The organism is Paracoccus sp. MC1854 (assembly GCF_014164635.1).
GTDB lineage: Bacteria > Pseudomonadota > Alphaproteobacteria > Rhodobacterales > Rhodobacteraceae > Paracoccus.
On the sequence record NZ_JACJFU010000011.1, the window covers coordinates 88693 to 108971 of the forward strand.

Consider the following 20279-nt stretch of genomic DNA (forward strand, 5'->3'; position numbering starts at 1 on the left):
ATTCGGGCGGATGACCTCCATGGGCCTGTGCTGGACGACATCCCGGCCTGCGCCATCACCCTTTTGCAAACAGGAGTCCCCGATGTCGATCACCGTCGAGGAAAAAGCCCGCGTCATGGGCGAATATGCCACCAAAGCCGGCGACACCGGCTCGCCCGAGGTGCAGGTGGCCATCCTCAGCTCGCGCATCGCGACGCTGACCGAGCATTTCAAGACCCACAAGAAGGACAACCACTCGCGCCGTGGCCTTCTGATGATGGTCGCCCAGCGACGCAAGCTGCTGGATTACCTGAAGAACAAGGACGAGGCGCGTTATACTGACCTGATCGCGCGTCTGGGCCTGCGCCGCTAAGGCCCTTGCCTTGCCGACCCCACGCCCGCAGCGAAAGCCGCGGGCGTTTCTGGTTCCGGGGGAGGGTTCATGAACCCTTAAAATGCCCGGTATTGGTTTCTGGCATCTTAACGGCCGGGCGGAAATCCTGTGTTCGTGACAAAACGGAGCGAACATCATGCCCATCAACATTTCCCATACCCCGCCAGGCCAGATTGTCAGTGCCTTGGTGCATCTCATGAACGCGGCGAGGAAGGGGGGCAACGACGCGCCCCCGCAGGCGCAGAACGGCCCGCAGGCTCCCCCGCCCGCCGAGACCGCGGTCCGGTTCGACCTGTCGGCTCCCGCCCAGCAGGCCGCTGCCGCTTCGGACGCACGGGACGCCTTCCCCTCCTGGATGACCGCTACCACGGCGGCCTCGGCCGGGCAGGCGGGGGCGCCTGCCTCCACCCTGTCAGGCAGCCCGGTGGTGGCGCAGGGGGGGTCCCGCTGGATCGCCGATGCCGCCATCCCGCCCAGGGCGCAGGCTGCCACGGACAACGTGCCGGACCCGGCGATCGGGTTCGACGACGAGGCCGCGGCGCGCGCCTGGGCGATCCAGTCGCTTGGCCGTGAAAACAGGCTGGGGCTGATCGAGCAGATCGCCCGGATGGCCGAGCGTCCCGAGGCTTCCCAATCCGCGGCCCCTTCTCGGCCTGCCGCCGCCGTTCCCGTCGCCGAAGCGGCCGAACCCAGGACGCTTGTGCGCGTGTGACGGACATCGGGCCGGAAAGGCCAGACGACCACCGAAGGCCGCCTCTCGAGGTGGCCTTCCGCTTGACGCCACGCCAGTCTTGACGGCTGCCTGCCAGCCGCGCTTCCCTTGTTCCACTGGCTTTGCGAGGAGACGGCCATGTTCGAGGTCTGGCGCATCGTTTCCCGGATGGGACATCTCCAGCGGCTGGCCCCCTTGTGGCTGATCGGGATGGCGGTGCTGGTGATCCGCTTCCAGCCGGTCCTGCTGGTTGCGCTGGCCTATGGCGTCGCGCTGCAGTTCCTTGTCGAATATGCCATGCACCGCTTCCTGTATCACCGCCGCCCGCCGCAGATGCAGGGTCCTTTCAACCAGCTTTACCGCGACCATATCGGCCATCACGAGTTTCCCACCGACCCCGACCTGCTGACAGGCGGCAACCGATGGTTCGCGGCGGTCTTCGCTCTGGTCTCGGCGGGGCTGCACACGCTGGCGCTGGCGCTGTTCATGGGGATCGGCGCGGCGGCGGGCTTCTCGGTCGTGGCGTTGTGGGTGGGGTCGGTCTCGGCCTATGTGTTCTACGAATACTGCCACACGCTCGCGCATGTGAACTTGCCGAAGGGGCGGTTCGGCCGCCACGTCACCCGCAGTCATCTGGCGCACCACTACCAGGACCACCATGCGACCTTTCACGTCAGCGCCGGCATGGGCTGGATCGACCGGCTGTTCGGAACCGGCCACGACCCGCAAGCGGCCCGGGCCCGCTATGACCGCGACACCATGATGTCGCTGGGCATGGACCCCGACGACCTGCGGCTTGTCCTCGCCCGCAAGGCCTGGGGTCTGCCGGGATGGCCTGGCCGCCGCCACGGATAAGACTTTCCTCACCCCCCGTTTTCCTGTATGCCCGGTCAATCTGCGACGTGAGGCCCGCCCCCGGCCGCGCTTAAGGATTGGGGGAGGCGGCAATGGGGCCGCCATATGACACGGGCGGCCGGAGGGCCGGCGCGCCCCTGAGGAAACCAGATGTTCGACGAAGTGAAGAAATCGATCCAGTGGGGGCAGGAAACGCTCACCCTGGAAACGGGCAAGGTTGCCCGCCAGGCTGACGGGTCCGTCATCGCCACGCTGGGGGAAACCAGCGTCATGGCCAACGTGACCTTCGCCAAGGAACCGAAAGCCGGTCAGGACTTCTTCCCCCTGACCGTCCATTACCAGGAAAAATACTATGCCGCCGGCAAGATCCCGGGCGGCTTCTTCAAGCGCGAGGCGCGGCCGACCGAAAAGGAAACGCTGACCGCCCGCCTGATCGACCGCCCCTGCCGCCCGCTGTTCGCGCCCGGCTTCAAGAACGAAACCCTGGTCATGTGCACGGTGCTGTCGCACGACCTGGTCAACGACCCCGACATCGTCGCGATGATCGCCGCTTCGGCCGCGCTGACGATTTCCGGCGTGCCCTTCATGGGTCCGATCGGGGCGGCGCGCGTGGGCTTTGCCGGCGGCGAATACGTCCTGAACCCGGACGTGGCCGACATGGACCATCTGCGGTCCAACCCCGAGCAGCGCCTTGACCTGATCGTCGCCGGCACCAAGGACGCCGTGATGATGGTCGAATCGGAAGCCTACGAGCTGACCGAGGAAGAGATGCTCGGCGCCGTCAAGTTCGGCCATGAGCAGATGCAGCCGGTGATCGACCTGATCGTCGATCTGGCCGAGGCAGCCGCGAAAGAGCCCTTCGACTTCCAGTCGCCGGACTATTCCGAGCTTTCCGCCCGCGTGAAGTCGCTGGGCGAGGAAGGGATGCGCGCGGCTTATGCGATCATCGACAAGGCCGACCGCCGCGACGCGATCCAGGCCGTGCGTGAAACGATCGTTGCCGGTCTGAACGAGGCCGAACTGGCCGACCCGAACCTCGGCTCGGCGCTGAAGAAGCTGGAATCGGGCATCCTGCGCGGCGACATCATCCGCGGCGGCACCCGGATCGACGGCCGCGACAACCGTACCGTCCGCGCGATCGACTCGGAAGTGGGCATCCTGCCGCGTACCCACGGCAGCGCGCTGTTCACCCGCGGCGAGACGCAGGCGCTGGTCGTGACCACGCTGGGCACCGGCGACGACGAGCAGATCATCGACGCGCTGCACGGCAACTCGCGGTCCAACTTCTTGCTGCACTACAACTTCCCGCCCTATTCGGTGGGCGAGGTGGGTCGTGTCGGCAGCCCCGGCCGCCGCGAGATCGGCCATGGCAAGCTGGCATGGCGGGCGCTGCAGGCGGTGCTGCCGGCGGCGACCGACTTCCCCTACACCATCCGCCTTGTTTCCGAGATCACCGAGTCGAACGGCTCGTCGTCCATGGCCTCGGTCTGCGGCGGCTCGCTGGCGATGATGGATGCAGGCGTGCCGTTGAAGGCGCCGGTTGCGGGCGTGGCCATGGGTCTGATCCTTGAGGACGCCGACAACTGGGCGGTGCTGACCGACATTCTCGGCGACGAGGATCATCTGGGCGACATGGACTTCAAGGTCGCGGGCACCGAAAACGGCATCACCAGCCTGCAGATGGACATCAAGGTCCAGGGGATCACCCCCGCGATCATGGAACAGGCGCTGGCGCAGGCGAAAGACGGTCGCCTGCACATCCTGTCCGAGATGTCGAAGGCCCTGACCGAAGGCCGCCGCGAGTTCTCGGCCCATGCCCCGCGCATCGAGACGATGACCATCCCCACCGACAAGATCCGCGAAGTGATCGGCTCGGGCGGCAAGGTCATCCGCGAGATCGTGGAAACCTCGGGCGCCAAGGTCGACATCAACGATGACGGCACGATCAAGATCGCCTCGGCCAATGCCGATTCGATCAAGAAGGCCTATGACATGATCTATTCGATCGTGGCCGAGCCGGAAGAAGGCAAGGTTTACACCGGCAAGGTCGTCAAGCTGGTGGACTTCGGCGCCTTCGTGAACTTCTTCGGCAAGCGTGACGGGCTGGTTCATGTCAGCCAGATTTCCGGCAAGCGCCTGACGCACCCGAACGAGGTGCTGAAGGAAGGCCAGGAGGTCAAGGTCAAGCTTCTGGGCTTCGACGACCGCGGCAAGGTGCGCCTTGGCATGAAGATGGTCGATCAGGATACCGGCGAGGAAATCTCCGAGCCGAAAAAGGAAGAGGCGCAGGCCGAGTAAGCCCGCCCCTTCTCTGCCCCATCACGTGCCCTGGCTGGAAACGGCCGGGGCGTTCGTCATTTCAGGCGCCGGAAATGCCGCGCCCTACCTCCGGGGAAACCGCCCGCGTTTCCAGTGCCGCCAGCGCGCGGCCAACTGGCTGAGCCGGCCCTTGCGCGAGGCGACCGGCGGACGGCGTTCCGGCCGGGCCTCTGCCTGCAGCGCCGCGGCGAAGTCGTCCCCGTGACCGGCCAGCAACGCGCGGGCGCGCGCCGCGCAGGCCTGCGCGCGGTCCCGCGCCTCTGGCTGCAGGCAGCGGGCCAGCGCCTGATCAAGCTGCGCGTCGCTGGCGGTTTCCAGCGCATGGATCTCGGGCCAGCCGAGCAGTTCCGCCTGCCGCGTGACCTTGTCGCGCCCGGCGATCGCATCCACGGCCAGCACAGGCACCCCGTTCTTCAGCGCCAGCACCGTGCCGTGCAGCCGCGTCGTGACCAGCGCATCCAACCGCGCGAGGATCGATTCGAATTCGGCCGGGCTGCCGATCCCGGTGCGGTTGGCGGAACGGGGCAGGGTGGTGTCCAGTTCGACCACCGCCGCGCCCCCGCGCCGCAGCAGCGCGCGCAGCCGCTGCTCGGCCATGTCGTGCATCTGGCGCGTCCCGTATTCGCGCTGCGACCGGGCGAGGCACAGCCCTACCACCGGAACACGCGCCACCTCCTGCAGAAAGCTCAGATCCGGCCGCACCATTCGGTCGCTGTCGCGTTCCAGCAGCGCGTCGAACGGGTTGCAGCCGGACAGGGGCGCAACCATCGTCAGGTTCACCCCGACCTGCGTGCAATGCCGGAACCGGGCAAGGACATGCGGGAGCTTCACCGGGTAATCGGGCGCATAGGGTCCGCAGACCACGATCAGATGGGTGAAGCCGGCCGGATCGAGGCCGGCCGCGTCCACCCAGGAGGGATCAAGCCCCAGCAGGTCCAGCGTATAGGGCGCGATATCGAAGGGAATGCCCAGCTTGTGCAGGCGGGCCTCGACCCGGTGCAGCACCTCGATGTCGCCGACGGTCGAAAAATGCCCCGTGACCAGCGCGCGGCGAACAGACGGGCCTGCGGGTTGGCCGGGCAAGGCGGGATCTTCCTTTGCGCTGAAAGGCGGCTGCGCAGGACTCATCGCGGCCCCCGGCACACCCTAGGGGCAGGGCGCCTTCGGGCCGGGGGCGCAGGACTTCCGCATGGTTCGGCCCGAACCGGCCCGATCGCCGCCACATCAGGCAGGCCCGAACCCTTTACCACGATGCCCGGCACCACCGTCATGGCTTTCCTTCCGCATTTGTTTCTAACTCGGCCGGCGCAGGGCGTTTGGCAAGCCGTCCCCTGGGCGCTAGGAACTGGAAAAAAAAGCGAGGGACCATGGATTGCGGCGGACTCGACATCGGTGGCACCAAGATCGAGGCGCGGCTGTTTGACGCCGGCCTCGGGACGATCGACACGCGCCGGGTGCCGACGCCCCGCGACAGCGCCGACGGCTTCTTCGCGGCGCTGGGCGGGCTGGTCGGCTGGCTGCGGGACCGCGCGGGCACCGACCTGCCCATCGGCATCGCCATGAGCGGCGTGGTCGAACCCGACAGCGGCATCGCCCGAACCGCCAACCTGCCGATCAGCGGCGAGAACATGGCCGCAAGGCTGACCGAGGTTGCGGGACGGCCGCTGCCGGTGATGAACGACTCCATGGCGCTGGCCTTCTCGGAAGCGAACGGCGGCGCCGCCGACGGCCATGCGGCGGCGGTCGGGCTGATCATCGGCACCGGCTTTGCCGCCGGCGTCTGCCTTGACGGCCGCCCGGCGCGGCGCCCAGGCGGCATCGCGGTCGAGATCGGCCATTGCGGGATGCCCGCCCGCGCCCTTGCGCGGCACGGTCTGGACCTGTGGACCTGCGGCTGCGGGCGGTCCGGCTGCATCGAGGCCTATGTCGCGGGGCCCGGCCTGACGCGGCTGGCCGCGCATATGGGGCTGGGGAAGATCACCGCCCCCGAACTGGCCGCCCGCGCGCATGAGGCCGCGGCCGAGGCGGTGCTGGCCGTCTGGGCCGACCTTGCCGCCGAGGCGCTGGAAACGTTGCAGATGACCATCGACCCCGAGATCGTGGTTCTCGGCGGCGGCGTGTCGCAGATGCCCGGCATCGTCGAGCGGCTTCAGGCGGCGCTTCCGGCGCGGCTGATGCCCGGCACGCCCCTTCCCATCCTCCGCCTTGCCCGGCACGGGGATGCAAGCGGGGTCCGGGGCGCGGCGCTGCTGGCCCGCATGACCGCCCAAGGCGAGATGCCGTGGAGGCCCTGATCGCCGCCGACCTGATGTGGGTGGGCGGCGCGCTGCGGGAAGGATGGGCGGTCCGCCTGCGGGACGGCCGCATTGCTGCTGCGGGACCGCTCGGCCGGGACGGGCCGGACCGGAGGGTTCACCTGCTGATGCCGGGCGCCACCGACCTGCAGGTAAACGGGGGCGGCGGGGTGCTGTTCAACGCGGACCCCTCGCCCGCCGGTCTTGCCGCGATCCGGGCGGCGCATCGGTCTTTGGGCACCCATGCGATCCTGCCCACCGTGATCACCGACGCGCCCGAGGTGATGGAGGCCGCCGCCGATGCCGTGATCGCGGCCTGGGGGATGCCGGGCATCGCCGGCCTCCACATCGAAGGCCCGCATATCGCCCCCGAGCGGCGCGGCACCCATGACGCCCGGCATATCCGGCCCCTGGACGAGCGCACGCTGGCGGTGCTGGCGCGGCTGCGCGCGGCCGGTATCCCCGTGCTGCTGACGCTGGCGCCGGAACTGGCGGATCCGATGCTGCTGGCCCGTGCGCGGGCGCTGGGGGTGGTGCTGTCGGCGGGTCATTCCTCGGCCACGGTGGCGCAGGCGGAACTGGCCTTCGCCGACGGCATCGGCATGGCCACGCATCTGTTCAATGCGATGCCGCCGATGCATCACCGTGAACCCGGCCTTGCCGCCGCCGCGATCCTGTCGGACGCTTGGCTCGGCCTCATCCCCGACGGCATCCATGTGGACTGGGCCATGCTGCGGCTGGCGCTGGCCGCGCGGCCGCGGGCCGGGCGCTGCTTCATCGTGTCGGACGCGATGCCCAGCGTCGGCGGCCCCGTGGCCTTCACCCTTTACGGCCGCCGGGTCGAGCTGCGTGACGGCCGGCTGGTCAACGCGGACGGCGCGCTGGCGGGGGCGCATCTGGATATGGTGACCGGGCTTGCGCGGCTGCATCTTCAGGGCGGTGTCGGGCTTGCGGATTGCATCGCCATGGCGGGTGATGTGCCCCGCAGGGCGATGGGGCTGGCGCCGCTGGTCCTGGCGCTGGGCGCCCCCGCCGATCACATCGCCGTGCTTGACGAGACCCTGGGCTTCGCAGGCTGGCTCGACACGCTTTTCTGACGATTTCGTGCCCTTGCCGGGCATCGGGACGGCTGCGATGCTGAAACCCATGACATTCCGACTGCGACCGATTTCGTGGAGGCTCCGGCCGCGCCGCAAGGCGGGGATGGTCGTGGCGGCTTTTGCCTTCGCCATGATCGCCCCTGTTCCCGCCGCCGCGCAGGCGCCGGGTTCCGGGCCAGGCGCGCCGCAGGACCCGCGCGAGGTGGGCGTCACCACCCTGCAGCGCGACACGGTGCCAGTGACCGTCACCCTGCCCGGCCGCGCGGTGGCTTATCAGGAAACCGGCATCCGCCCGCAGGTGGGCGGCGAGATCGTCGAGATCGCCTATCAGCCCGGCACCTCGGTCGAGGCGGGGACCGTCCTTTTCCGGCTGAACGACGACCAGCTTGCCGCCACGCTCTCGGCCGCCGAGGCCGCGGTGATCAGTGCCGAGGCTGCCGTCCAGGGCGCCACCGCCACCGTCAACCGCTATGACCGCCTGCAGGGCAGCGGCGTCAGCCGGGCCGAGCTTGAAACCGTGCAGGTCGCGCTGGCCAACGCCCGCGCCAGCCTTGCCGCGGCCGAGGCCGAACGCGCGCTGGCCCAGCTTGCCGTGGACCGGACCGAGATCCGCAGCCCCATCGACGGCGTGCCCGACATCGCCAATGTCTCGATCGGCGATCTCGTCACCGCCAACCAGGGCGACGTGCTGACCACGGTCACGCAGATCGACCCCATCTATGTCGATGTCTCGGATTCCCGCGCCCGCATCCTGCGCAACCGCGAGCAGCGGGCGCAAGGCCGGATGGTCCGGGTCGAGGGGCGCGAGGCCGCGCTGATCCTGGAAACCGGGCAGGTCTATCCCGAGGCCGGGCGCTTCGTCGCGCCGGGGCGCGAGGTCTCGCCCACCACCGGCACGGTGCCTTTCCGGCTTGAGTTCCCCAATCCCCACCGCCTGATCCTGCCGGGGCAGTTCGTGCGCGTGCAGATGACCGTCGGCGCGGTGGAAGGCGTGCTGGTCCCGCAGGGTCCGACGCGGCGATCCGCCGTGGGCCAGTTGACGGCCTTTGTCGCCCGCGACAGCCGCGCGGTCGAGGTCGTGCTGACCGAGGCCGGAACCCATGAAAGCAACTGGATCGTGATCGACGGCGTCGAGGCAGGCGACCTGCTGATCCTCGACGGGCTGACCAACCTGAACGACGGCGACGAGATCACCACAATTCCCGTCACCATCGACCCCGAGGGCGTGGTGCGCGAGGTCCCCGGACCCGAGGCCACCGCCTTCCAGGACGTCCCCGTCCCCGTCCCGGCATCCGGCGCGGTTGCGCCCGTGCCGGCGGTGGCGGCGGCCCCGGCCCCGCGCCCCGTCGGCGTCGCCAACTGATGGCGCAGTTCTTCATCCATCGCCCGGTCTTCGCCTGGGTGCTGGCGATCGTGACGATGCTGGCCGGGGTCTGGGGGCTGCTGAGCCTGCCGGTGTCCCAATATCCCGACATCGCGCCGACGACGATCCGCATCTCGGCCAGCTATCCCGGCGCGACCGCCGAGGCGGTGCAGAATTCGGTCACGACGCAGATCGAGGACACGCTGACCGGGCTGGAAGGGCTGCTCTACTTCGAATCCTCGTCCTTCCGCGGCCGGTCCTCGCTGACCCTGACCTTCGACGACAGCGTGGACCCGACCGATGCGCTGAACGACGTGCAGTCGCGGGTCCGCAGCGTCGAATCGCGCCTGCCTTCGGCGGTGCAGTCGGACGGGGTGTCGGTCACGCGCTCGACCTCGTCGATCCTGATGGTGGGCTCGCTGGTCTCGACCGACGGGCGCTATTCCACGGTCGAACTCGGCAACCTGCTGGAGGAGGTCGTCGAAGGCCCGGTCAAGCGCGTGGACGGGGTCGGCGGCATCGACATCTTCGGCTCGGGCTATGCCATGCGGATCTGGCTGGACCCGCTGCGGCTCGCGCAGTTCCAGTTGACGCCCTCGGACATCACGGCGGCGGTGGCGGAACAGAACTCGACCGTCTCGGTCGGCTCGCTCGGCAGCCAGCCGGTGGTGCCGGGCCAGCAGTTCACCGCCACGATGACGGCACAAAGCCAGTTGACCAGCGTCGAGGATTTCCGCCGCATCCTTTTGCGGACCGGCGCCGACGGCTCGAACGTCTGGCTGGGCGACGTGGCCGAGATCGAGATCGGCCAGGAAGCCTATGGCGCCAACAGCCGCTTCAACGGCGCCAATGCCTCGGGCTTCGGGGTGAACCTGGAAACCGGCGCCAACGCCGTGGACACCGCGGCGGGCGTGCGCGCGGTGCTGGATTCGCTGCAGCCCGCCCTGCCGGACGGGGTGGAACTGCGGGTCGCCTATGACACCTCGCCCTTTGTCGAACAGTCGATCGAAAAGGTTTACCACACGCTGCTGGAAGCCGTCGTCCTGGTCATCGCGGTGATCCTGGTCTTCCTGCAAAGCTGGCGGGCGACGATCATCCCGGTGGTCGTGGTGCCCGTGGTTCTGCTGGGCACCTTCGCCGTGCTGTTCGCCTTCGGCTACACGATCAACACCCTGACCATGTTCGCCATGGTGCTGGCGATCGGCCTGCTGGTGGACGACGCCATCGTCGTGGTCGAAAACGTGGAACGCATCATGCGCGAGGACGGCCTTGATCCCGTCCGCGCGACCGAGGTCGGGATGCGCCAGATCACCGGCGCGCTGATCGGCATCGCGGTCGTGCTGTCGGCGGTGTTCCTGCCGATGGCCTTCATGGTCGGCTCGACTGGCGTCGTCTATCGCCAGTTCTCGGTCACGATCATCACCGCGATGATGCTGTCGCTGGCGGCGGCCCTGATCCTGACGCCGTCCCAGACCGCGACGCTGTTGCGCCCCCATCACGGACCGCCACGCTTCGCGCCCGCGCGCTGGTTCAACCGCGGCTTCGACCGGGCAACCGACTGGTACACGCGGGTCATCGCCCGCACCGTGCGTCACCCGCTGCTGGTGGTGCTGCTGCTGGCCGTCATCAGCGTCGTGGTCTGGCAGCTTTTCACGCGGATGAACTCGACCTTTCTGCCGACCGAGGATCAGGGCGTGCTGATGGCCCAGATCAACCTGTCGGAAGGCTCGACCACCCAGCAGACGCTGGCCGTGGTCGAGGAGATCGAAACCTACCTGCTGAACGAGGAACCCGCCGTCGCCTCGACCTTCGGCGCCCTCGGCTTCGGCTTTTCCGGGACCGGGCAGGGCCGGGCCACCCTGTTCGTGCGGCTCAAGGGCTTCGACGAGCGCGGCGACCCCGAGCTTTCGGCCCAGGCCCTTGTCCAGCGCGCCACCGAGCGTTTCGCCAACCATCGCGCAGGCCGCATCAACTTCGTCCAGCCGCCGCCGATCCAGGGCGTTGGCAACAGCGCCGGCTTCCAGATGTTCCTGATCGACCAGTCGGCCCAAGGCACGGCCGCGCTGCGCGAGGCCGCGCAGGCGCTGGAGGAGGCAGCCAACGACCACCCGCAACTGGCCAACGTCCGCAGTTCGGGGGACGAGGACACCGCCGCGCTCAGGCTCGACATCGACCCACAGCGGGCCGAGGCGCTGGGGCTGAGCCTCTCCGAGGTGAACGGGATGCTGGCCACGATCTTCTCGGGGCGCGAGGTCAACGACTTCGCCATGGGCGCCACCCTGCGCCCGGTGATCGTGCAGGCGGGGGCCGAGTTCCGCATGCAGCCCGAGAACCTCGAGGACTGGTATGCCCGCAACGCCTCGGGCGAGATGGTGCCTTTCAGCGCCTTCATGTCCACCCGCTGGGAACCGATCGCCCCCCGGCTGTCGCGCTTCGAGGGCACCAACGCGATCTCGATTTCCGGCAACGAGGCGCCCGGCGCGACCTCGGGACAGGCCATGGATGCGATGGAGGAACTGGTCGCCCAGATGCCCGGCGGCTATGGCGTGGCCTGGACCGGGCTTGCCTATCAGGAACGCCAGGCGGGCAACCAGGCGCCCTTCCTTTACGCGCTGTCGGCGCTGGTGGTCTTCCTGTGCCTCGCCGCGCTTTACGAAAGCTGGACGGTGCCCTTCGCGGTGATGCTGTCGGTGCCGGTCGGCATCCTGGGGGCGGTGCTGGCCGCGCTGATCTTCGGGCAGTCGAACGATGTCTATTTCAAGGTCGGCATCCTGACGACCATCGGCCTTGCGGCCAAGAACGCCATACTGATCGTGGAATTCGCCCGCGATCTCGAGGTCGCGGGCCGCAGCACCGTCGATGCCGCCATCGAGGCCGCCAAGCTGCGCCTGCGCCCGATCCTGATGACCTCGCTGGCCTTCATCCTCGGCGTGCTGCCGCTGGCGATCGCCTCAGGGGCGGGGGCCGCGGCGCAGAACTCGATCGGGATCGGGGTGATGGGCGGGATGATCTCGGCCACCTTCCTCGGCATCTTCATGATCCCGGGGCTTTACGTCGCCGTCCGCCGCCTGACCGGCAACCGGCCGCTGGCCGGCACCCATGCGCAGCCCGCAGGGCAGGCGACCGCATGAGAAAAGCCGCCTTGGTGAGGCGGCTTTGAAGGGTTCGAAACGGGAACCGCCCTTTGCGAACAGTCCACCGGACCGTTCGCGGAAGTCCCTTATCCTTTCTTCAGGATGCGGTTGCCCAGCAGTTCGGCGATCTGGACGGCGTTCAAGGCCGCGCCCTTGCGCAGGTTGTCGCTGACGCACCACAGGTTCAGGCCGTTTTCGACCGTCTGGTCCTGGCGGATGCGGCTGATGTAGGTCGCGTCCTCGCCCGCGGATTCGACCGGGGTAACGTAGCCGCCAGGTTCGCGCTTGTCGATGACCAGCACGCCCGGCGCCTCGCGCAGGATGTCGCGGGCCTCGTCCTCGTCCAGGAAATCCTCGAACTCGATGTTGATCGATTCCGAATGGCCGACGAAGACCGGGACACGCACGCAGGTCGCCGTGACCTTGATCGACGGGTCCATGATCTTCTTGGTTTCGGCGACCATCTTCCATTCCTCTTTCGTCTGGCCGTCCTCCATGAAGACGTCGATCTGGGGAATGACGTTGAAAGCGATCTGGCGCTGGAACTTCTTCGGCGCGACCTCTTGCCCCGGGACATACATCCCCTTGGTCTGGGACCAGAGCTCGTCCATGCCGTCCTTGCCCGCGCCCGACACCGACTGGTAGGTGGACACCACCACCCGCCTGATCCGCGCCCGGTCATGCAGCGGCTTCAGCGCCACCACCATCTGGGCGGTCGAGCAGTTGGGGTTCGCGATGATCATCTTGTTGCGGTAACCCTCGATCGCGTCGGCGTTCACCTCGGGCACGATCAGCGGAATCGCGGGGTCGTAACGATACAAGGACGAATTGTCGATCACCACGCAGCCCTGGCTGGCCGCGATGGGGGCGTATTTCTTCGTGGCCTCGGACCCGATGGCAAACAGCGCCATGTCGTAGCCGGAAAAGTCGAAGCCCTCGATGTCCTTGGTCTTCAGGGTCCTGTCGCCGAAACTGACCTCGGTGCCAAGGCTCCGGCGCGAGGCCAGAGCCACCACCTCATCGGCAGGAAACTGGCGCTCGGCCAGGATGCTCAGCATTTCGCGGCCCACGTTCCCCGTGGCCCCCGCGACGACGATCTTGTAACCCATCGACGTCCCTTTCACGAACAAGACGGCGGGGCATAGCTGATAATGCGGGCGAAGTGAAGGCTGCGAGGCCGGAATGGGTATTTGGGCCAGAAAGAAGCCGCCGGTCTTTCTTTCCGGCCCGGATAGCCGCAGAAACTGTCCGGCAGGACAGGAGATGCCGATGACTGAGCCCGAGTTCGCCCCCGCCGATGCCGAAAGCCGTCCCCTGTGGCTGGTCGCCCAGGGTGACGAAGGGCCGGTCTGGCCCGAGGGTGTGGAGTCCGCCTTCGCGACGGCTTCGGGCTTCGCTGGGAAGCCGGGCCAGATCTGCCTGCTGCCGGGCGAGGGCGGGGTCGCGGGCGCGCTGTTCGGGATCGGCAAGCCCGCCACGCCCGCCGACCGCCCTGCGCGCGAGCGCTTCACGCTGGCTCGCGCCGCCGAGGGGCTGCCCGAAGGGACGTGGCATCTCGAGAGCGTGCCGGAGAACTATGACCTGACGCATGGGGCGCTCGGCTGGCTTTTCGCGCAGTACCGCTTCGGCCGCTACAAGAAGGCCGAGCCGCCCAAGGGGCGGCTGGTCTGCCCCGAGGGCGTGGACCGCGAGGCCGTGCTGGCGATGGCCGCCGGCGAATACCTGGCGCGCGACCTCATCAACACGCCCGCATCCGACATGGGCCCGGCCGATCTGGAAGCCGCCGCCCGTGACTTGGCCGCCCGGCACGGCGCATCCGTCGAGGTGACCCAGGGCGAGGCGCTGGCCGAAGGCTTCCCCATGATCCACGCCGTGGGTCGCGCTGCCGGGCCGGGCCGCGCCCCGCGACTGATCGACCTGCGCTTTCCGGGCGAGGGGCCTGCGGTCACGCTGGTCGGCAAGGGGGTCTGCTTCGACACCGGGGGTTTGGACATCAAGCCCTCGGCCTCGATGCTCATCATGAAGAAGGACATGGGCGGGGCCGCGAACGTGCTGGGGCTGGCCGAGACGCTGGCACGCTTGGGTCGCGCGGGCGGGCTGCGGGTGCTGGTCCCCGCGGTGGAGAACTCCGTTGCGAGCGACAGCTTCCGCCCGGGCGACGTGCTGACCAGCCGCAAGGGCCTGACGGTCGAGGTCAACAACACCGACGCCGAGGGCCGTCTGATCCTCGCCGATGCGCTGGCTTATGCCGCCGAGGACAGCCCGCGCCTGCTGCTGTCCATGGCGACGCTGACGGGGGCCGCGCGGGTGGCGCTGGGCCCGGACCTGCCGCCCTTCTTCTGCGACGACGAGGCGGTGGCGGATGCACTCTATCAGGCGGGCCGCGACCACGCCGACCCCATCTGGCGGATGCCCTTCTGGGAGCCTTACGAGGCCATGATCGAGCCTGCCATCGCAGACCTCGACAATGCGCCGGGCGGAGGCTTCGCGGGCGCGATCACCGCCGCGCTGTTCCTGCGCCGCTTCACCGAAGGCGCGGGGGCCTACGCGCATTTCGACATCTACGGCTGGCAGCCCTCGGCCGCGCCGGGGCGGCCCAAGGGCGGCGTGGGGCAGGGGATGCGGGCGATCCTGCACGCGCTGCCGAAGATCGCCTGATGGATCGCCGCTTGACTCCGGCGACCGACCGCGTGGCGCTGCGTGGATCGGGGATCGCGCGGGATGAGGTCACGGATGGCCGCCCGATGCGGCTGGCCGCGCCCGTGGCCGACCTGCTGCGCGCACCCGGAGGCGCAAGGGACCGCCAGCTTCTGCACGGCGCGGATGTGACGCTGATCGAGGAGCGCGACGGCTGGGGCTTCGTGCAGGCGGTGGCGGACGGCTATTGCGGCTGGGTGACCCTTTTCGCTTTGACGGCGGACATGCCCCCGATCACCCATCGCGTGACGGCACCGGCCACGCATCTTTACCCCGCGCCCGACTTCAAGCAGCCCGAGCGGGGCAGCCTGCCCATGGGCGCGCGCCTGTCGGTCACGGCAACCGAGGGCCGCTTTGCACAACTGGCGGACGGACTGTTCGTGCCGATCCAGCATATCTCGGAGCGCCCCGCCGAGGACCCGGCCCAGGTCGCGCTGCGCCTTCTCGGCACGCCCTATCTCTGGGGTGGGAACAGCCGGGGGGGCATCGACTGCTCGGGGCTGGCGCAGGCGGCTCTGCATGGGGCGGGGATCGCCTGTCCCGGCGACAGCGACCTTCAGCGCAACGCCTTCCCCGTCGCGGACAACATCCAGCGCGGTGACCTGCTGTTCTGGCCGGGCCATGTCGCAATGGCACTGGACGAAACGACAATGATCCACGCCACCGCATGGACAATGTCCGTCATCACCGAAAACATCGCCGCCGCCATCGCCCGCATCGCCGCCGCCGGCGACGGCCCCTTCCTCGGCGCGCGCCGTCCGCGTCTGGACGACCGCATCGCCTTTCCGTAACTGTCGCGCAGCATTGCCGAATGACACGTTGCGGACCATCGGCAGCAGGAGGAGGGGTCTGATGGTGCATCTGTGGGTCCGGGCGGAAAGCCGCCCCAACGAGGACAGGGTCGGCATCACCCCCGAGGGCGTGCGCGACCTGATCCGCCGCGGCTTCCGCGTCACCGTGGAAGACAGCCCCCGCCGCGTGATCCCGACCGCCGACTATCGCGCCGCCGGCGCCTCGATCGCGCCGGAAGGATCGTGGCCCGAGGCGCCCGTGGACGCCATCATCTTCGGCCTCAAGGAACTCCCCGGGGACGGCAGCCCCCTGATGCACCGCCACATCATGTTCGGCCATGCCTTCAAGGGCCAGCCCTCGGGGCAGGTGCTGCTGCGCCGCTTCCGCGACGGCGGCGGGCGGCTTTACGATCTTGAATACCTGCTGGACGACAAGGGTCGCCGCCTTGCGGCCTTCGGCTACTGGGCGGGCTATGCGGGTGCCGCGGTATCCCTGAAGGCCTGGGCCGCGCAACAGCGGGGCGGCATCTGCGCGCCCGTCCGCACCTGGCCCCACAAGGACGCGCTGACTGCGGCGCTGCGGGCGGAACTGGACGGCACCGGCCATGCCCGCCCCCGCGCCATCGTCATCGGCGCGAAAGGCCGCGTGGGCAGCGGGGCTGCCGACCTGTGTGCCGAGGTGGGCGTGCGCGTCACGAAATGGGACATGGCCGAAACCGCAGACGGCGGCCCCTTCCCGGAAATCCTGCTGCACGAGGTCTTCCTCAACTGCATCCTCGCCCAGCCCGGCTGCCCGGTCTTCGTCCCCGAAAGCGCCGTGAATCCCGGTCGCGCCCTGACCGTGATCGGCGACATCGCCTGCGACCCCACAAGCGAGTTCAACCCGGTCCGCGTCTATGACCGCACCACGACATGGGGCGCCCCCGTCCTGCGCGTGGCCGAGAACCCAGCCCTCGACGTCATGGCCATCGACAACCTGCCCTCGATGCTGCCGCGGGAATCGAGCCTTGACTATGCGGCGCAACTGCTGCCGGTGCTGCGGGCGCTCGACGCCATCGACACCGGCGCCTGGGGCCGCGCCGCCGATATCTGTGACACCCATCTGAAAGGGCTTGCGCCATGACGATCCACTGGGTCGGAACCGGACTTTCCTCGATCCCCGGCCTGCGTCGGCTGCTGAAGGGCAAGGTCCCTGTCGCCGTCTGGAACCGCACGGTCGAAAAGGCCCGCGAGGCCGTGGGCGACCTGGCCACCGACATCCGCGAATACACCTCGCAGGCGCTGGCGTCGGCCGTCCAGCCCGGCGACGTGGTGGTGTCCATGCTGCCCGCCGACCAGCACCCGGTCGTGGCCCGCATCTGCATCGAAAAAAAGGCGCATTTCGTCAGCTCCTCCTACATCTCGCCCGAGATGGCGGCGCTGGAGCAGGCGGCGATGGACGCGGGCGTGGCGCTGGTGAACGAGGTCGGGCTGGACCCCGGCATCGACCACCTGATGGCGCATGAGCTGGTCGCCGACTACCGCCATGTGGCCCGGCCCGGCGACCGGATCAGCTTTACCAGCTATTGCGGCGGCATCCCCCGGCACCCGAACCCGTTCCGCTACAAGTTCTCATGGTCGCCCTTGGGCGTTCTGCGGGCGCTGCGATCGCCCTCGCTGTCGATCCGCGACGGCGAGGAGCGGAAGGTTGAACGCCCCTGGCACGCGATCGAGCCCTACGAGGCGCCGCTGCCGGTGCCCGAGCATTTCGAGGTTTATCCGAACCGCGATTCCACCGCCTTCATCGGCCAGTATGGCTTCGATCCCGGTTGGGAGATCCGGGATTTCGTGCGCGGAACCATCCGCCTGAAGGGCTGGTCCGAGGCCTGGTCCGATGTCTTCGCTGAGGTCGAGGGCCTAGCCGGTCCGGAAGGCGACGCCCGCCTGCGCGAGATGGCCGACGAGTTCTGGTCCCGGCACGCCTATGCCGAGGGCGAGCCCGACCGCGTCGTGCTGTTCGTCCGTCTTGCCGCGATGCGGGGGAACGAGGCTGTGTTCGACAAGGAATGGGTGCTGGACGCGCAGGGCGACAAGAACGGCACCGCGATGGCGCAGCTCGTCTCGATCCCGGTCGCGCTGGCGGTCGAGGCGGTGCTGGCGGGCGCCTTCCCTGCCGGAGTCCACGCCGCCCCCGACGATCCCGACCTGATCGGCCGCTGGCTGGTCGAGACGGGCGAGATCGCCGACCACATGGCGAAGGTGGATCATCTGAAGGCCTGAGGCCGCAGCCCTGGTCGTTCCCGGCCAGCTTGCGCGGCATGGATCGCCCGTGCAGGCTGGCCCGGCCGCCTGCCCCTGCCGGCGCGCCCGGTGCCGGTCAATCCTTGAGGCGCCTCCACTCCGCCTCCTGAGCCGATCGGCCGTCCTTCCCGGTGATTGCACGGCTCTGCGTCACGGCGCGCCCTGCTCAAGCGCCCCCGAGCCATTTTCCGTCGCAAAAGTTTCCGAAAGCGGATGGGGCAGCAGCCCGTTCCCTCCAGCGACGCCGGGAACGGCGTCCCTTGTGGATGCAGGGGCGGCACCCTCTGTCTTCACGCTTCGGTCAGACGCCGGAACAAATCCGCCGTTCTCCGGTTTGCAGGGCAGACACAAGGGAGTTGCCCATGCCATTCCTCCGCTCGACCGCGGCGCTTGCCGCGCTGTTCGCCCTGCCCGTCGCCGCCGCGGCCCAGGATTTCAACGCCGCGCCGCCGAATGCGCCCGACCAGACCCCGGCTTTTGAGGGGCAGACACGCGCGCCCGTGCTGGCCGACGACATCGCGCTGGAAACCACCGTGATCACCGACGGGCTGGAACATCCCTGGGGCATGGCGCAACTGCCCGACGGCGGCTGGCTGGTGACCGAGCGGCCGGGCCGGCTGCGGATCGTTTCCGCCGAGGGCGCGTTGTCCGACCCCATCGGTGGCTTGCCCGAAATCTCGGCCGGCGGGCAGGGCGGGCTTCTGGACGTGCTGATCGCCCCCGATTTCGCCGAAACGCGCAGGTTGTGGATCAGCTATGCGGCCCCCGCCGAGGGCGGCAACCACACGGTGGTCGCCACCGCCACGCTGTCGCAGGACAACGCCACGCTGGAAAACGTCCAGCCAATCTTCGCGCAGGTGCCGGTCTATGACGGCGACAAGCATTTCGGCAGTCGGCTGCTTCTGGACGGGCAGGGCAACCTGTTCGTGACCTTGGGCGAACGGTCCGACGTGCCGATCCGCGACAGCGCGCAGCAGGACGACAACCACCTGGGCAAGCTGCTGCGCATCGACGCCATGACCGGCGAGCCGGCCGAGGGAAACCCCGACCTCGGCCTGCCCGAAATCTGGGCCAAGGGGTTGCGGAACGTGCAGGCGGCGGCGCTGGACGACAGCGGCCAGCTTTGGACCATCGAGCATGGGCCGAAGGGTGGGGACGAGCTGAACCGCATCGAGGCCGGCAAGAACTATGGCTGGCCGGTCATCACCTACGGCGTCTCTTACCAGGACGAGCCGATCAACGACGGCATCACCCAGGCGGACGGGATGGAGCAGCCGCTCTATTACTGGGACCCGGTAATCGCCCCCTCGGGCATGGTCTTCTACCGGGGCGAGATGTTCCCGGAATGGCAGGGGCAGATTCTCACCGGCGCGATGCAGGGCGATCACGGGCTGGTGCGACTGCAACTGGACGGCGACCGGGTCGCGGGGGAAGGACGGCACCTGCAGGGCATCGGCCGGGTGCGCGACGTGGATCTGGCCGCCGATGGCGCGGTCATGCTGCTGACCGACAAGCCGGATGGGGAATTGGTGCGGGTGACGCGCGAGTGATCTCAAGGGCCGGGGCATGGTGAGGGATAGCCTCACCCTGCCGTCGTCGCCGGGTTCCCTGCAGTGAACCACCCCGTCATCGCGCCGCATGTGGTTGCCTGCCGCGCGGATGACCTTGGCTTCCTGTGCGAAAGACCGATGAAGTCATGCCATCATTGGCACGGCTTCATCGGTCTTGCCGCTGCCAGGCAGGTTGATGCCGGCCCGGCGCCACGGCCGGGTTTCCACGGCGGCGTTGCAGGGGCAGGTTCGACCTCGCCTACCGATGACATGCCGGCGAACCCCGCGGCGAGCCGACCAAGCGATTTTCGCGTTTGCGGGTCTCCTGCATGAATGGGGTCGAACCCTGCGCTGCAACGGCCCCTTCGCAGACTGTGCAGGCCTTGATCCGTTACGGATCAAGGCTGGCGGCAGATCGGGTGTCCTTCGGGCAGCGCGGACCCGCCTCACCCCCGCAGCAGATCGTCCTCTTCCGCGCCGGGGGTCAGGCCGAGCGCCTCCATACCGGCTTCCAGATGGTCGGCCAGATGCGGCTCGCCCATCAGGTAGTCCTCGGTGGGCGTGGTCTTTTCCGCCTTGGCGGTCGAGATCGCTTCCTCGAGGTCATCCGCGTCGAAGGTGCCGCGGCCGATCCACATGACGGCGGTGAGTTCCGCCTGCTCGTCCTCGGTCAGGTCAGCGATGAAGTCGCGCAGCTCGAAGGCGTTGCGGCCGCCGCGCCCGTCCGGCCCGTGGTCATAGTCGCGGGCGCGGAGGATGACGAAGGCGATCTTGTCGGCGCCGAGTTCCAGCATGGCACTTCCCCTTTTCC

16 protein-coding genes are annotated in these 20279 nt (G+C 68.7%); 13 read left to right on the forward strand and 3 right to left on the reverse strand.

Annotation, left to right across the window (positions count from 1 at the left end; all coding sequences use genetic code 11):
* Window positions 1-82: 82 nt before the first annotated feature.
* The 4 genes from rpsO to pnp all read left to right on the forward strand — a co-directional run bounded on the left by rpsO (window position 83) and on the right by pnp (window position 4238).
* A complete protein-coding gene (gene rpsO / locus H5395_RS11165) occupies window positions 83-352 on the forward strand; it encodes a 30S ribosomal protein S15 (RefSeq protein ID WP_182792649.1) in 270 nt (89 codons plus the stop codon).
* Window positions 353-509: 157 nt separating this feature from the next.
* Window positions 510-1085: a hypothetical protein gene (locus tag H5395_RS11170; protein ID WP_182792650.1), complete on the forward strand. Its 576-nt coding sequence runs from the start codon at window positions 510-512 to the stop codon at window positions 1083-1085.
* A 138-nt stretch (window positions 1086-1223) separates the two neighbouring features.
* Window positions 1224-1940, forward strand: coding sequence for a sterol desaturase family protein (locus tag H5395_RS11175; RefSeq protein ID WP_182792651.1), 717 nt, complete (start codon window positions 1224-1226; stop codon window positions 1938-1940).
* Window positions 1941-2090: 150 nt separating this feature from the next.
* On the forward strand, window positions 2091-4238 hold the full coding sequence (pnp, locus tag H5395_RS11180) for a polyribonucleotide nucleotidyltransferase (RefSeq protein WP_182792652.1): 2148 nt from the start codon (window positions 2091-2093) through the stop codon (window positions 4236-4238).
* An 84-nt stretch (window positions 4239-4322) separates the two neighbouring features.
* On the opposite strand, the gene H5395_RS11185 is transcribed toward pnp, so the two are convergent.
* On the reverse strand, window positions 4323-5342 hold the full coding sequence (locus tag H5395_RS11185; RefSeq protein WP_182792653.1) for a polysaccharide pyruvyl transferase family protein: 1020 nt from the start codon (window positions 5340-5342) through the stop codon (window positions 4323-4325).
* Between the two features lie 284 nt (window positions 5343-5626).
* Between H5395_RS11185 and H5395_RS11190 the strand changes: the two genes are divergently transcribed.
* The 4 genes from H5395_RS11190 to H5395_RS11205 are packed head-to-tail and all read left to right on the forward strand — an operon-like array spanning window position 5627 to window position 12147.
* Window positions 5627-6553, forward strand: a complete 927-nt coding sequence (locus tag H5395_RS11190; RefSeq protein ID WP_182792654.1) for an ROK family protein — start codon at window positions 5627-5629, stop codon at window positions 6551-6553.
* A complete protein-coding gene (locus H5395_RS11195) occupies window positions 6541-7650 on the forward strand; it encodes an N-acetylglucosamine-6-phosphate deacetylase (protein WP_370576445.1) in 1110 nt (369 codons plus the stop codon). Before H5395_RS11190 ends, H5395_RS11195 begins: the two co-directional genes overlap by 13 nt.
* A 49-nt stretch (window positions 7651-7699) precedes the next feature.
* Window positions 7700-9016, forward strand: coding sequence for an efflux RND transporter periplasmic adaptor subunit (locus tag H5395_RS11200; protein ID WP_255440622.1), 1317 nt, complete (start codon window positions 7700-7702; stop codon window positions 9014-9016).
* Window positions 9016-12147, forward strand: a complete 3132-nt coding sequence (locus H5395_RS11205; protein WP_182792655.1) for an efflux RND transporter permease subunit — start codon at window positions 9016-9018, stop codon at window positions 12145-12147. The genes H5395_RS11200 and H5395_RS11205 overlap by 1 nt, the downstream gene beginning before the upstream one ends.
* Before the next feature lie 89 nt (window positions 12148-12236).
* Here H5395_RS11205 and H5395_RS11210 read toward each other — a convergent pair whose 3' ends face one another.
* Window positions 12237-13259 carry an aspartate-semialdehyde dehydrogenase gene (locus H5395_RS11210; protein WP_182792656.1) on the reverse strand — a complete coding sequence of 341 codons (1023 nt, stop codon included), beginning with the start codon at window positions 13257-13259 and terminating at the stop codon, window positions 12237-12239.
* A 154-nt stretch (window positions 13260-13413) separates the two neighbouring features.
* Here H5395_RS11210 and H5395_RS11215 point away from each other — a divergent pair, with 154 nt between their 5' ends.
* The 5 genes from H5395_RS11215 (at window position 13414) to H5395_RS11235 (ending at window position 19468) form a co-directional block, all read left to right on the forward strand.
* Window positions 13414-14808, forward strand: coding sequence for a M17 family metallopeptidase (locus H5395_RS11215; RefSeq protein WP_370576446.1), 1395 nt, complete (start codon window positions 13414-13416; stop codon window positions 14806-14808).
* Window positions 14808-15638 carry an NlpC/P60 family protein gene (locus H5395_RS11220; RefSeq protein WP_182792658.1) on the forward strand — a complete coding sequence of 277 codons (831 nt, stop codon included), beginning with the start codon at window positions 14808-14810 and terminating at the stop codon, window positions 15636-15638. Before H5395_RS11215 ends, H5395_RS11220 begins: the two co-directional genes overlap by 1 nt.
* A gap of 61 nt (window positions 15639-15699) precedes the next feature.
* Window positions 15700-16761 carry a saccharopine dehydrogenase gene (locus H5395_RS11225; protein ID WP_182792659.1) on the forward strand — a complete coding sequence of 354 codons (1062 nt, stop codon included), beginning with the start codon at window positions 15700-15702 and terminating at the stop codon, window positions 16759-16761.
* Window positions 16758-17897 carry a saccharopine dehydrogenase C-terminal domain-containing protein gene (locus H5395_RS11230; RefSeq protein ID WP_182792660.1) on the forward strand — a complete coding sequence of 380 codons (1140 nt, stop codon included), beginning with the start codon at window positions 16758-16760 and terminating at the stop codon, window positions 17895-17897. The genes H5395_RS11225 and H5395_RS11230 overlap by 4 nt, the downstream gene beginning before the upstream one ends.
* Before the next feature lie 383 nt (window positions 17898-18280).
* Window positions 18281-19468, forward strand: coding sequence for a PQQ-dependent sugar dehydrogenase (locus H5395_RS11235; protein WP_182792661.1), 1188 nt, complete (start codon window positions 18281-18283; stop codon window positions 19466-19468).
* 446 nt (window positions 19469-19914) lie between these two features.
* On the opposite strand, the gene H5395_RS11240 is transcribed toward H5395_RS11235, so the two are convergent.
* Entirely contained in the window at window positions 19915-20262 is a 348-nt protein-coding gene (locus H5395_RS11240) for a DUF3775 domain-containing protein (RefSeq protein ID WP_182792662.1), read from the reverse strand.
* Window positions 20263-20279: the final 17 nt, after the last annotated feature.

Bases quoted from the DNA above. Each gene is read 5' to 3' on its own strand.
- H5395_RS11235 (WP_182792661.1), top strand. From the start codon at position 18,281: ATGCCATTCCTCCGCTCGACCGCGGCGCTTGCCGCGCTGTTCGCCCTG.
- H5395_RS11240 (WP_182792662.1), bottom strand. From the start codon at position 20,262: ATGCTGGAACTCGGCGCCGACAAGATCGCCTTCGTCATCCTCCGCGCC.
- H5395_RS11215 (WP_370576446.1), top strand. From the start codon at position 13,414: ATGCCGATGACTGAGCCCGAGTTCGCCCCCGCCGATGCCGAAAGCCGT.
- rpsO (WP_182792649.1), top strand. From the start codon at position 83: ATGTCGATCACCGTCGAGGAAAAAGCCCGCGTCATGGGCGAATATGCC.
- H5395_RS11210 (WP_182792656.1), bottom strand. From the start codon at position 13,259: ATGGGTTACAAGATCGTCGTCGCGGGGGCCACGGGGAACGTGGGCCGC.
- H5395_RS11220 (WP_182792658.1), top strand. From the start codon at position 14,808: ATGGATCGCCGCTTGACTCCGGCGACCGACCGCGTGGCGCTGCGTGGA.
- H5395_RS11225 (WP_182792659.1), top strand. From the start codon at position 15,700: ATGGTGCATCTGTGGGTCCGGGCGGAAAGCCGCCCCAACGAGGACAGG.
- pnp (WP_182792652.1), top strand. From the start codon at position 2,091: ATGTTCGACGAAGTGAAGAAATCGATCCAGTGGGGGCAGGAAACGCTC.
- H5395_RS11200 (WP_255440622.1), top strand. From the start codon at position 7,700: ATGACATTCCGACTGCGACCGATTTCGTGGAGGCTCCGGCCGCGCCGC.
- H5395_RS11230 (WP_182792660.1), top strand. From the start codon at position 16,758: ATGACGATCCACTGGGTCGGAACCGGACTTTCCTCGATCCCCGGCCTG.
- H5395_RS11175 (WP_182792651.1), top strand. From the start codon at position 1,224: ATGTTCGAGGTCTGGCGCATCGTTTCCCGGATGGGACATCTCCAGCGG.
- H5395_RS11190 (WP_182792654.1), top strand. From the start codon at position 5,627: ATGGATTGCGGCGGACTCGACATCGGTGGCACCAAGATCGAGGCGCGG.
- H5395_RS11170 (WP_182792650.1), top strand. From the start codon at position 510: ATGCCCATCAACATTTCCCATACCCCGCCAGGCCAGATTGTCAGTGCC.
- H5395_RS11205 (WP_182792655.1), top strand. From the start codon at position 9,016: ATGGCGCAGTTCTTCATCCATCGCCCGGTCTTCGCCTGGGTGCTGGCG.